Below are 12,422 nucleotides of genomic sequence, written 5' to 3' on the forward strand. Positions count from 1 at the left end.
ATCATGCCGCGGCGGACTTGATGCTCACCCTTCATCGCAGAGCGGATGACGCAGGATAAATCATCCTGCGCGGCCACTGTTTTGCCTCTGCGCCTGCACTCGGCTAGAACTCTCGCCGCCGATTTGCCCGAACGGGCCCAGCAGGAGTTTTCACCCGTGGCCCTGATGCCGGTTTCCGACGCGCTCGCTGCGGTGCTGGCGGGCGCAGAGCCGCTGCCTGAAGAGATGATCGCGCTCGACGCAGCCTTCCACCGCGTGCTCGCGCGCGACGTCGCCGCGCGGCGCACGCAGCCGCCGCAGGCGATGTCGGCAATGGACGGCTATGCGGTGCGCGCGGTCGATGCGGCGAAGATCGACTCCCAGCTCACCCTGATTGGCGAGGTCGCGGCGGGCCGCCCGTTTGCGGGATCGGTCGGCGCCGGCGAGGCCGTGCGTATCTTCACCGGCGGTGTCGTTCCCGATGGCGCTGATGCGGTCGTGATCCAGGAGGACACGATCGCGGACGGCAAGCGCATAACGATCAAGGAAGCCGCCGTAACGGGGCGGCACATCCGCCCCGCCGGCGTCGACTTCTCGGAAGGCGACGTGCTGCTGCGCAAGGGAGCCCGGCTCACCGAGCGCGACCTCGCGCTCGCCGCCGGCATGAATTACCCGCAATTGCCAGTCCGGCGACGCCCGAAGGTCGCGATCCTCGCGACCGGCGACGAGCTGGTGATGCCGGGTACGACGCCGGGCCACGGCCAGATCGTCTATTCCAACGGCTACGCCCTGCACGCGCTCGCCCGCAGCGAGGGCGCCGATACCATCGACCTCGGCGTTGCCGCCGATACGCTGGAGGCCACCACGGCCGGCATCGGCCGCGCGCGGGAGAGCGGCGCCGACATCCTGATCACGACCGGCGGCGCGTCGGTCGGGGACCACGATCTGGTCCAGCAGGCGCTGAGGGACGAAGGTATCTCGATGGCGTTCTGGAAGATAGCGATGCGGCCGGGCAAGCCGATGATGAACGGGCGGCTCGGCGCGATGCGCGTGATCGGCCTGCCCGGCAATCCCGTGTCATCCTACGTTTGCGGCTTCCTGTTCATGGTGCCGTTGATTCGCGCGCTTTCGGGCCGTTCGATGATTCATCACCGCCGCGAACGCGCGGTGCTCGGCCGCGATGTCGGCGCCAACGACCAGCGCGAGGATTACCTGCGCGCACGCCTCGAGCTCCGCGATGACGGCACGCTCGTCGCCCTTCCGGTCAATCACCAGGATTCCTCGCTGCTTGCGAATCTCGCTGCGGCACAGGCACTTCTCGTGCGCGCGCCATTCGCGTCGAAGGCCGAAGCCGGCACGCCTTGCGAGGTCTTGCGGCTGCCCGTCTGAGCGCTTCGTTCGCGTGCGTTCCGCGAACTTTGTCGCGTTCACGGTAAATTAAGCAGTTGCGGAACATGTATCGAACATATAGTGTCTGTTCATGATTTGTTTCGAGAATGTAGCGGCTTACTGCTGAATTCAGCGTCTCGGAATCGAACGACATCAACCGGGGGATTTTGGTCGAGATGTTAACGCGCAAACAATACGAGCTCCTGCGGTTCATCAGCGAACGGCTGAAGGAAAGCGGCGTGCCGCCCTCCTTCGATGAGATGAAGGACGCGCTCGACCTGCGCTCGAAATCGGGCATCCATCGCCTGATCACTGCGCTCGAGGAGCGCGGCTTCATCCGGCGCCTGCCCAACCGGGCCCGCGCCATCGAGGTGATCAAGCTGCCCGAGCTTCAGGCCGCTGCCGGCAGCCGCCGCGGCTTCACGCCGAGCGTCATCGAAGGCAATCTCGGCAAGGTCCGCACGACTTCGAGCCCGCCGGCGGACGAGGGCGAGCGCCCCGTCGCGGTCCCCGTGATGGGCCGCATCGCGGCCGGTACGCCGATCGAGGCCTTGCAGACCCGCAGCCACACCATCAGCGTACCGCCTGACATGCTCGGCTCGGGCGAACATTACGCGCTCGAAGTGCGCGGCGATTCCATGGTCGAGGCCGGCATTCTCGACGGCGACATGGCGCTGATCCAGCGCAACGAGAGCGCCGATACCGGCGATATCGTGGTGGCGCTGATCGACGACGAGGAGGCGACGCTCAAGCGCTTCCGCCGCCGCGGCGCCTCGATCGCGCTCGAGCCCGCCAATGCGGCCTATGAGGTCCGCATTCTGCCGCCCAACCGGGTGAAGATCCAGGGCAAGCTGATCGGGCTGTACCGGAAGTATTGATACCGGACGTGCCGGTATCGGTTATTTGGCGCCCCGCGCGCTTTCGATCGGCGGCGCCGATCCGAGATTGGAGCGGACGATTGTCCGCTTCCGCTGGATAGTCTTTCTGGTTTCGCGCAGATTATCCGGCCCCTCCTCCAGCGGTAAATCCTCGGCACGCCGCACGAAGCAGCCCTGCTTCGCGGCCTTCAGGTTCGAGGAGAAGTCATGCGCCGGATCGTTCTGAGCACAATTGCTGTGGCGCTGATCGCAGCATCAGCGTCGCAAGCCTTGGACGTACAAGCCTTGGACGTACAAGCCTTGGCCGTGCAAGCCTTGGCCGTGCAAGCCTTGGCCGTGCAAGCCTTGGCCGTGCAAGCCTTGGCCGTGCAAGCCTTGGCCGCGCAATCGCGGCCCCATGTCCGCAAGGACACCGCCGTAAGCGAGCAAGTCCGCAAGGCCCTCGACGCCGTCGACCAACCGTCGCGGCCGGGCTGGCACTATTCCGGCTGGTCGGCGCCTGCGGGGCGCTGACACGCGCCTGCAGAATGCAAAGGGGCGGGCTTTGTTCCTGGCGGATTCGGGAAAGTTAATGTGATTGCGGCCTGCGGCGGCGAGCCGTAGATTTGCCTACAACCCGGCAGAACGTTTGGTATTTCCACTCTGATAGAGGCCTGCGCCTCGATTAAGAGACGTGGGTCGCCATCCCTGCATGAGGAGCACCCGATGTGTGACTACAGCCTGCATGCCGTCGCGTCGCGTCCCGCCGAAGTCGGCGAGACGATCGTCACGACAACTTTCCGCGGCACCTCGACGCGCGGCTTTGCCTCCGCGGCCGATCCGACCGTCGCGGTCTGCCTGCTCCCGGGAACGGAGCTCGCCTTCGCCGACAACGTCCGCTACGACAATCGCTGGATCTGGACGCGCACCGTCAATTCGCGCGTCGGCAAGTTCGGCAAGATCGATCCGCACATTCCCGATCGCCATCATGATGCGATCGAATTCCCCGACGGCAAATCCGTGCTGGTGACGCAGCTGGTCGAAGGCCAGCGTGCGACCGTGCTGCAGCTACCGGTGACCCAGCCGCTCGGCGAGCGCGAGCACAAGCCGCAGACCATCACCGACAGCCGGCCAACCATCACCCGCCTGCCGATCGGCTGACATCGCCATTCCCGACCGGCAGGTCGGGCCAGGATTGAAAATCGCCATCGCCGGCCGAGGCCGGCGAGATGGTGTTGCTCGTGCCCCGCGAAACGCCATCGGGCGGACCACGCCGTTGCGCCTCCCACCGCACGAAGTTTGCGCTGTCCTGCCTGAATTTTGAACGTCCGTTCCGCAGCCAAATGGCCGATGCTTGGTGCGGTTTGGGACGGCGGGCACGTTCGATGAAGACCTTCATTCGCGTCGTTGAACTCTGGGTGCCTGACCGCACGCGCATGCGGCTGGAATTCGGCGGCGGCCTCTACGGCGAAGGGTTGTCCGCGTTTAGGGACGTGAGCGAAGATTTGCACTTCGCATATGACGAGGGGCTTCCCGGCAAGGCCTGGGCCAGCGGCCACCCTGTGATCCTCACCAGATTCACCGATTCCTATTTCAAGCGGACCGATCAGGCCATCGCCGCCGGGCTGACCTGCGGCGTGGCGGTGCCCGTGTTTTCAGGCGAATTCCTGCAAGCCGTCATGGTGCTGTTCTGCGGCGATGACGAGGCCCATGTCGGCGCGATCGAGCTCTGGCACAACGATGCCGAAACCTCCCACGAGATGGGGCTCGTCGACGGCTATTACGGCACCGCCGACATGTTCGAATTCAACTCCCGCCACACCAGATTTCCGCGCGGCTTCGGCCTTCCAGGCCGCATCTGGAAAGCCAGCCTGCCGCTGATCATCAAGGACCTGCACGATGCCAGGAGTTTTCTGCGCTGGGAGGACGCCGCCAAGGTCGGAATCAATCTCGGCGTCGGCGTTCCCTACCGGACCGGCACCGATCAGACCTGGGTGCTGACATTCCTCTCCGCGCAGGCGACCCCGATTGCGCGACGCTTCGAGATCTGGGTCCCAGACGAGGCCCGTTCGGCGCTGGTCTTCCGCGCCGGCGATTGCAGCGCGCAGACCGACCTCGCCGCGCTCTATGCGACGAAATCCATCGCCAAAGGCGAAGGCAGTATCGGCGGGGCCTGGGCCACCGGCATGCCCGCACTCAACGACGATCTCGCGCGTGACGTCTCGGTCGCGGCCTCGCAGGCCTGCGCCTCTGGACTGAGCCAGATGGTCGTCCTGCCGGTGATCGGCAACGCCAGGCTCGACGCCGTGCTGGCCTGGTATCTGTAACCCGTCCGCTCAATCCTCGGCCTGCAGGTCGGCTTCCGATGGCGTCGCGTCGCGGTTGCGGGGAGCCGCCGCCTGCGGCGCAAGGCTCGCGCTGAAATCCGCCTCGCCGGCCGCCGCCGGCGACCACGGACGGTCTGTCCCCCTCGTCTTCGCCGCCTGAACCGCAAAACCGTCGCCGCTTCGCGTCAGCGCCAGCGCCAGCGCGCCCTGCCTTGCGAGACGCTGACGGTCGACAACCATCGCCGCGCAATCCGGCGGCGCCGGCCGCGCCGTCACCACCAGCGCGGCACGGCTGCAATCGTCAGCCAGTGAATCGATGCGCAAGGCCAGCGCGACCAGGCGCCCGTCGGCGAGCGGCGTCACGCAGGCGGCTTCGTCGCACGACACGCCGGCGGCCAGTGAGGCACTGCCGGCATCGCGCGGATCGGCGTCGGCGGCGAGCCATTCCTTCAGAAGAAAACTGTCCTTGCTCGACCTGATCAGATGCAGGTGCCCATCCCTGCCCCGCACCGCGACGCTCTGGCCGTCACCGGCGATCAGGACATCGGGCTGCCGCGCACACAGTCCCCAGAGGATCGCGGCTAACAGCACCACCGCGCCGGCCCAGCGCAACGGCGTGCGCAGCAAGCCCATCACGATGATTCCCAAGCTTGCAGCGATCAGCGGTGCGATGCCGAAAGCCGAGATGCGGCCGACCGCGCCCGGCAAAGCGGCCACCCAGCGCGACACCGCAACCATCCAGTCGATGCCGATCCCCATCAGCCACCAGAACGGACCATCAAGTCCAAACGGCGCTGCAATCAAACCCAACAGGCCCGCGGGCATCACCAGGGCCGAAACCACCGGCATCGCCCCGAGGTTAGCGAGCACGCCGAACGGGGTGACACGGTGAAAGTGGAAGGCGGCATAGGGCGTGGTCGCGAGCCCCGCGATCAGCGAGGCCAGGAACAGCATCGCGATCTCACGCCCGCCCCACATTGCAATCCGCGCGGTCGCGGAATGATCGGGCGACGCAAACAGGTTCGGCATGCCGATCTGCACCAGTGCCACCAGTCCGAGCGTCGCAGCGAAGGACATTTGAAAACTCGGATGCACAAGTGCTTCCGGTGCGACCGCGAGCACGATCAGCGCGGCCACCGCCAGCGTGCGGAAGGTGATGGCACGGCGATCGACCATGACCGCGATCAACACCACCGCCGTCATGAAGAACGAGCGTTGCGTCGCGACCTCCGCACCCGACAGCAGCAGATAGAACGCGGCTGCGACCAGCGCAGCGGCCGCCGACCATTTCTTGATGGCAAAGCCGGCCGCCATTCCAGGGATCAACGCCAGCAGCGCGCGCACCGCGAAGAAGACCACGCCGGCGACGACCGCCATGTGATAACCGGAAATCGAGAGCACATGTCCGAGCCCCGAGATGAACATGGCGTCGTTGACGGGCGTGCTGATCGCATCGCGCCGGCCCGTGAGCAGCGCGGTCGCAATCGCCCGGTTGTCGCCCTTGAGCGTGGCTCGGATGCGCGCGTCGATCGCATCGCGCAGACCCTGCATGAAGGCGGCATAACGCAGCCGCAAGCCACCGGCATCCGGCGGCACCGATGCCGCAATCGTACCCATCACGAAGCCGGAGGCGCCGATGCCCTGGAAGAACATGTCGCGCGAAAAGTCATAGCTGCCGGGGCGCACCGGCGACAACGGCGGCAACAGCCGCGCCTTCAACTGCACGAAGCTGCCGACCTCGGGCGCAGTCCCCTTGCGCACGGAGAGGCGCACGCGCTCGAGCTTGACGTCGCCGCGCTGCGCCTCCATCGCGGTGACGCGCAGCACGAAGCGGTCAGTGCGCTCTCGGATGTCGCGGGTCTCGACGAAGCCCGACAGCGAGACGGAATAGAGCGGCTTTGCCAGCACCGTGTGCGCGATCCGCGCCGTCTTCCAGGTCGCCGTGGCAAGGCCGGCCGCGACCGCCGCGATCATGATCGCCGGCGCAAACAACCGGCTCCGCCGCAACAGCACGGCGCCAAGCGTGAGCGCGATGGCCGTTGCGGCAACGACCCACAGCACCGGTTCATGATCGGCGGCAAAGTAGAGCGCGATGCCGCCGCCGAACGCGACCGGCACCCACGGCAACAACCGCCCGGCGCCGGCCTCGGCGCGCGCCCATTCGCGCAGGGTCCCGGCCAGCGACGTCCAGAGGTCGAACCCTGCCGGCACGAGGCCGCCCGCGGATGCGGATGCAGCTCGGCCGACGGGCCAAGTCCCCGCGATCCAAGTCCCCGCGATCCCCTGGGACCGAACTGGCCGGCCCGGCTCCGCCATTCCCTGCACCTTACGATACGCGACAGGCCAGGAGGCTACCGGAACGTGCGGCTGCGCGAATAGCGGTACGGATCAGGAACGGAGCGAAGGTCCCCCTACTTTTCCTCTTCCATCGTCACGGCGACGTCCGCCTTGGCCGAGAGCCGAACCTTGTTGCCCTCGACACCGGCGACGAGGCCCTTGTCGATGAAGTGATGGTGGCCCTTGTGGCTGCCCTCGCCGCTGTCCTTCTTGGTCAGCTTGATGCGATGGCCCTCGACCTTGTCGACCGTGCCGATGTGGACGCCATCGGCGCCGATGACTTCCATATGCTCTGCGATGTTCTGCATGGTGGGTTCCTTGTTGGACCCACCCCAACGCGCGGGGGCAGCGTTCGTTGCTATCGCCGCAATGACGATGCCGTGCGCGGCAGCAGCATCAGATCAACGGCGCGCGCGACGAGGCATGGTGATTGACGATCTTCCAGTCGCCGTCCTCGCGGAGGATGACCCAGCTCATCTTGACCGAGAACTCCTCCCTCTCGCCGGCGAGGTCAAACGACACGATCGCGGCCATGTTGATCAGGTCCGGGCTGGCTTGCGCGGCGCGCACCTCGGAAAACACGGCACTCGGCTTGCGCCAGCGCGGCAGGCCGTTGAAGTAGTCGGCGACGCCGTCCCTGCCCCGATAGAGTCTTGGATTCGAGCCGAAGAAGAACGCGTTCTTCGCATAGAGCGACGACAGCGCAGCCGCATCGAGCGTCGCGAAGCCGGCGCACCATTTCGCGATGATGGCGGAAACGATCGCGTCGGCTTCACTGCTCATAGGCCCAATCCCCTCAGCCCTTGGCGACTTCCTTCGCGAACGTGTCGCGCAGGCCGATGGTGCGCGAAAACACCGGCTTGCCCGGCGTCGAGTCCTTGTCGCGCACGAAATAGCCCTGACGCTCGAACTGCATCGGCTCGGTCGAATTGCTTTCCGCAACCGATGCCTCGATCCGCGCGTTGGAGAGGATCTCCAGCGACTGCGGATTGAGATCGGCCGCGAAGTTCGAGGCGTCCGGGATCGGATTGGAGAACAACTGGTTGTAGATGCGGATCTCCGCCGGCACCGACGTCGCCGCCGGCAGCCAGTGCATGGTCGCCTTGACCTTGCGGCCGTCGGGCGCGTTGCCGCCCTTGGTCGCGGGATCGTAGGTGCAGCGCAGCTCCACCACTTCGCCCGCGTCGTTCTTGATCACGCCGGTGCACTTGACGAAATAGGCGTAGCGCAGCCGCACCTCGTTGCCGGGCGACAGGCGGAAGAACTTCTTGGGCGGGTTCTCCATGAAGTCGTCCTGCTCGATATAGAGCTCGCGGCCGAACGTGATCTTGCGCGTGCCGGCCGAGGGATCGTCGGGATGGTTGATCGCCTCAAGCTCTTCAGTCTGCCCTTCCGGATAGTTCTCGATGACCACCTTGAGCGGCCGCAGTACGCCCATGCGCCGCTGCGACGTGCGGTTCAGCTCCTCACGGATGCAGAACTCCAGCATGCCGACGTCGACGACGCTGTTGGCCTTGGCAACGCCGATGCGCTTGACGAATTCGCGCAAGGCCGCCGGCGGCACGCCGCGGCGGCGCATCCCCGCTACAGTCGGCATGCGCGGATCGTCCCATCCGGCGACATGACCGTCGCGGACGAGCTGGGTCAGCACGCGCTTGGACAGCAGCGTGTAGGTCAGGTTGAGCCGCGCCATTTCGTACTGGTGCGGCTTGGACGGCACCGGCAGCTTTTCGATGAACCAGTCGTAGAGCGGCCGATGATCCTCGAACTCCAGCGTACAGATCGAGTGCGTGATGCCCTCGATCGCGTCCGACTGGCCGTGCGCATAATCGTAGCTCGGATAGATGCTCCACTTGGTCCCGGTGCGCGGATGGTGCGCATGCAGGATGCGGTACAGCACGGGGTCGCGCAGGTTGATGTTGCCCGCGGACATGTCGATCTTGGCCCGCAGCACGCGCGCGCCGTTCGGGAATTCACCGGCCTTCATGCGGCGGAACAGGTCGAGATTCTCGTCCACGCTGCGGTCGCGGAACGGCGAGTTCTTGCCGGGCTCGGTCAGCGTGCCGCGCGCGAGGCGGATCTCCTCCTGGGTCTGGTCGTCGACATAGGCGAGCCCGTCGCGGATGAGCTTCTCCGCCCATTCGTACAGGCGGTCGAAATAATCCGAGGCGAAGAACAGGTTCTTGCCCCAGTCGAAGCCGAGCCAGTGCACGTCGGCCTGGATGGAATCGATGTATTCCTGCTCTTCCTTGACCGGGTTGGTGTCGTCGAAGCGCAGGTGGCAGCGGCCCGGAAACTCCTGGGCGATGCCGAAATTGAGCGCGATCGACTTGGCGTGGCCGATATGCAGGTAGCCGTTCGGCTCCGGCGGGAACCGGGTCACGATCTCCTGGTATTTGCCCTGATCGAGGTCGGCCTGGATGATGTCACGAATGAAATCGCGCCCAACCTCGTTCGCCACCGGTTCTGTCATTACGAAAATCCTGTAGGGAAATCAGCGGCCCTTCTGCCAAATTCGTTTGGCTGAGCCAAGAGCTTAGCGGTCCGCTGCCGGGCTTTAGTTATGCTCCGGTCCTGTTATATACCACCGCCTCCAATGCATAGGCCCTGCCAAGAATGACCTCCTCCGTCGTTACCCGCTTTGCTCCCTCGCCGACCGGCTTCCTCCATATCGGGGGCGCCCGCACGGCGCTGTTCAACTGGCTCTATGCGAAAAAGCACGGCGGCAAGATGCTGCTCCGGATCGAGGACACTGACCGGGAGCGCTCCACGGAGGCTGCGATCGGCGCCATCCTCGACGGCCTCAAATGGCTGGAGCTCGGCTGGGATGGCGACGTCATCTACCAGTTCAGCCGCGCCGCGCGTCACCGCGAGGTCGCCGAGCAGCTCCTCGCCGAAGGCAAGGCCTATCGCTGCTACGCGACCGCAGAGGAGCTCACCGCCATGCGCGAGAAGGCGCGCGCGGAGGGCCGCACCCGCCTCTATGACGGCCTATGGCGCGACCGTGACCCGGCAACCGCGCCTTCCGACGTCAAGCCCACCATCCGCCTGCGCGCGCCGCAGACCGGCGAGACCGTGATCGAGGACCAGGTCCAGGGCCGCGTGGTCTGGCAGAACGAGAACCTCGACGACCTCGTCCTGCTGCGCGGCGATGGCAATCCGACCTACATGCTCGCGGTGGTCGTGGACGACCACGACATGGGCGTCACCCATGTTATCCGCGGCGACGACCATCTGATCAACGCCGCCCGCCAGAAGCAGATCTACGACGCGATGGGCTGGGCGCTGCCGAGCATGTCCCACATCCCCCTGATCCACGGCCCGGACGGCTCAAAACTGTCGAAGCGCCACGGCGCGCTGGGCGTCGATGCCTACCGCGCCATGGGGTACCTCCCGGCCGCGCTCCGCAATTACCTCGTCCGTCTCGGCTGGAGCCATGGCGACCAGGAGATCTTTTCGACCGAGGAGATGATCGCCGCGTTCGACCTCGCCAGCGTCGGCCGCGCCGCCGCCCGCTTCGATTTCGCCAAGCTCGAAAACCTCAACGGCCACTACATCCGCCACGCCGACGATCAATCACTCGTGAAGATGTTCGAGGACGTGCTCGACCACGTCGTGCCCAGCCGCAACGAGCTTAAGGCCAAGTTAAACGACACGACGCGGGCGCAGCTTCTCAAGGCCATGCCGGCCCTGAAGGAGCGCGCCAAGACGCTGATCGAGCTGATCGACAGCGCCTATTTCATCTTCGCCGACCGGCCGCTGGAGCTCGATCCCAAGGCGGCAGCGCTGCTGACGCCCGAGAACCGCAAGCTGATCGGCCAGCTTCATTCCGCGCTGGAGAAAGTCGAGACGTGGAGTGCGGCGAATGCGGAGGCCGCGCTGCGCGCCTTTGCCGAGGAAAATAGTCTCAAGCTCGGCGCCGTCGCCCAGCCGCTGCGGGCGGCGCTAACGGGACGGTCGACATCGCCTGGTATATTTGAGGTTTTGGACGTGCTGGGACGCCAGGAAAGCCTGGGCCGGCTTAAGGACCAGGCCAAGGACTAGGCTAGGCTACGACGTAAGTCGACCATGCGTGCGGCGATCTTGCAGCGCACACAGCAATAATATACCCATCTCACCCGTACCTTCTGGAATATCCGGCCTGCCCCACCAAGTCATCGGGGCCTTCCGGGTCCGGCCCGTTTCACCACACATCGGGGACCTCTGATGGACGCAAAAGCAAGCAATAAGACCGCCACGCTGACGGTCGGAAACAAGAACTACGATCTCCCGATCCACAGCGGCAGCGTCGGGCCTGATGTCGTCGATATCGGCAAGCTCTACGCCCAGTCCGGGCTGTTCACCTACGATCCCGGCTTCACCTCGACCGCAAGCTGCGAGTCCAAGATCACCTATATCGACGGTGACGCGGGCGTGCTGGAATACCGCGGCTATCCGATCGAGCAGCTCGCCGAGAACGGCGACTTCCTCGAGACCTGCTATCTCCTGCTCTACGGGAACCTGCCGACCGCCGCGCAGAAGAAGGATTTCGACGACCGCGTGATCCATCACACGATGGTGCACGAGCAGATGGCCCGCTTCTTCCAGGGCTTCCGCCGCGACGCCCATCCGATGGCGGTGATGGTGGCCTCCGTCGGCGCGCTCGCCGCGTTCTACCACGACTCCACCGACATCAACGATCCGAAGCAGCGCATGATCGCGTCGATGCGCATGATCGCCAAGATCCCGACGCTGGCGGCCATGGCCTACAAATACACGATCGGCCAGCCCTTCGTGTATCCGAAGAACTCGCTGAAGTTCGCCGAGAACTTCCTGCACATGTGCTTCGCCGTGCCGTGCGAGGAGTACAAGATCAATCCGGTGCTGGCTGACGCGCTGGACAAGATCTTCATCCTGCACGCCGACCACGAGCAGAACGCCTCGACCTCGACGGTGCGCATCGCCGGCTCCTCCGGCGCCAACCCGTTCGCCTGCATCGCCGCCGGCATCGCCTGCCTCTGGGGCCCGGCGCATGGCGGCGCCAACGAAGCCGCGCTCGCGATGCTCGCCGAGATCGGCTCGGTCGACAAGATTCCGGAATTCATCGCCAAGGTGAAGGACAAGAACAGCGAAGTCCGCCTGATGGGCTTCGGACACCGCGTCTACAAGAACTACGATCCGCGCGCCAAGATCATGCAGAAGATGTGTCATGCCGTTCTCAAGGAGACCGGCCATGGCGACGATCCGATGCTGAAGGTGGCGCTCGAGCTCGAGAAGATCGCGCTCAGCGACCAGTACTTCATCGACCGCAAGCTCTACCCGAACGTCGACTTCTATTCGGGCATCACGCTGAAGGCGATGGGCTTCCCGGTCTCGATGTTCACCGTGCTGTTCGCGGTCGCCCGCACCGTCGGCTGGATCAGCCAGTGGAGCGAGATGATCGAGGACCCGCAGCAGAAGATCGGCCGTCCGCGCCAGCTCTACACCGGCGTCACCCGCCGCGACTACGTCGCGATCAAGGATCGCAAGTAAGATCGGCCTCAGGGCTTTTGGA

General features: G+C 65.3%; 11 protein-coding genes. 6 read left to right on the forward strand and 5 right to left on the reverse strand.

Features of this window, described 5'->3' with window-relative positions; translation table 11 throughout:
* Positions 1–156: 156 nt before the first annotated feature.
* Together AB4Z51_RS28575 and lexA are read left to right on the forward strand one after the other, a co-directional pair.
* Positions 157–1,368: a molybdopterin molybdotransferase MoeA gene (locus tag AB4Z51_RS28575; RefSeq protein WP_135213798.1), complete on the forward strand. Its 1,212-nt coding sequence runs from the start codon at positions 157–159 to the stop codon at positions 1,366–1,368.
* 176 nt (positions 1,369–1,544) lie between these two features.
* Positions 1,545–2,246: a transcriptional repressor LexA gene (gene lexA, locus AB4Z51_RS28580; protein ID WP_014494969.1), complete on the forward strand. Its 702-nt coding sequence runs from the start codon at positions 1,545–1,547 to the stop codon at positions 2,244–2,246.
* Between the two features lie 188 nt (positions 2,247–2,434).
* Here the strand turns inward: lexA and AB4Z51_RS28585 are convergent, their stop codons facing one another.
* A complete protein-coding gene (locus AB4Z51_RS28585) occupies positions 2,435–2,659 on the reverse strand; it encodes a Cys-every-fifth RiPP peptide CefA (protein WP_441498448.1) in 225 nt (74 codons plus the stop codon).
* 292 nt (positions 2,660–2,951) lie between these two features.
* On the opposite strand from AB4Z51_RS28585, the gene AB4Z51_RS28590 reads away from it, so the two are divergent.
* Together AB4Z51_RS28590 and AB4Z51_RS28595 are read left to right on the forward strand one after the other, a co-directional pair.
* Complete coding sequence (locus tag AB4Z51_RS28590; RefSeq protein WP_247305127.1) at positions 2,952–3,386, forward strand: hypothetical protein; 435 nt, start codon at positions 2,952–2,954, stop codon at positions 3,384–3,386.
* Between the two features lie 224 nt (positions 3,387–3,610).
* A complete protein-coding gene (locus AB4Z51_RS28595) occupies positions 3,611–4,552 on the forward strand; it encodes a GAF domain-containing protein (RefSeq protein WP_135213800.1) in 942 nt (313 codons plus the stop codon).
* A gap of 9 nt (positions 4,553–4,561) precedes the next feature.
* Here the strand turns inward: AB4Z51_RS28595 and AB4Z51_RS28600 are convergent, their stop codons facing one another.
* The 4 genes from AB4Z51_RS28600 to AB4Z51_RS28615 all read right to left on the reverse strand — a co-directional run bounded on the left by AB4Z51_RS28600 (position 4,562) and on the right by AB4Z51_RS28615 (position 9,362).
* Complete coding sequence (locus AB4Z51_RS28600) at positions 4,562–6,868, reverse strand: ComEC/Rec2 family competence protein (RefSeq protein ID WP_441498449.1); 2,307 nt, start codon at positions 6,866–6,868, stop codon at positions 4,562–4,564.
* A 95-nt stretch (positions 6,869–6,963) separates the two neighbouring features.
* Positions 6,964–7,197, reverse strand: a complete 234-nt coding sequence (locus AB4Z51_RS28605) for a DUF2171 domain-containing protein (protein ID WP_028149639.1) — start codon at positions 7,195–7,197, stop codon at positions 6,964–6,966.
* An 88-nt stretch (positions 7,198–7,285) separates the two neighbouring features.
* Positions 7,286–7,672, reverse strand: a complete 387-nt coding sequence (locus AB4Z51_RS28610; RefSeq protein ID WP_135213802.1) for a YybH family protein — start codon at positions 7,670–7,672, stop codon at positions 7,286–7,288.
* 13 nt (positions 7,673–7,685) lie between these two features.
* The gene (locus AB4Z51_RS28615; RefSeq protein WP_135213803.1) at positions 7,686–9,362 is read right to left on the reverse strand and encodes a glutamine--tRNA ligase/YqeY domain fusion protein; all 1,677 of its coding nucleotides are present in this window, start codon (positions 9,360–9,362) and stop codon (positions 7,686–7,688) included.
* 143 nt (positions 9,363–9,505) lie between these two features.
* Between AB4Z51_RS28615 and gltX the strand changes: the two genes are divergently transcribed.
* Positions 9,506–10,933: a glutamate--tRNA ligase gene (gene gltX / locus AB4Z51_RS28620; protein WP_135213804.1), complete on the forward strand. Its 1,428-nt coding sequence runs from the start codon at positions 9,506–9,508 to the stop codon at positions 10,931–10,933.
* 162 nt (positions 10,934–11,095) lie between these two features.
* The gene (gene gltA, locus AB4Z51_RS28625) at positions 11,096–12,400 is read left to right on the forward strand and encodes a citrate synthase (protein ID WP_071913479.1); all 1,305 of its coding nucleotides are present in this window, start codon (positions 11,096–11,098) and stop codon (positions 12,398–12,400) included.
* The last annotated feature ends 22 nt before the right edge of the window (positions 12,401–12,422 follow it).

This window comes from Bradyrhizobium sp. 2TAF36, assembly GCF_052114925.1.
Taxonomy (GTDB): Bacteria; Pseudomonadota; Alphaproteobacteria; order Rhizobiales; family Xanthobacteraceae; genus Bradyrhizobium; species Bradyrhizobium barranii.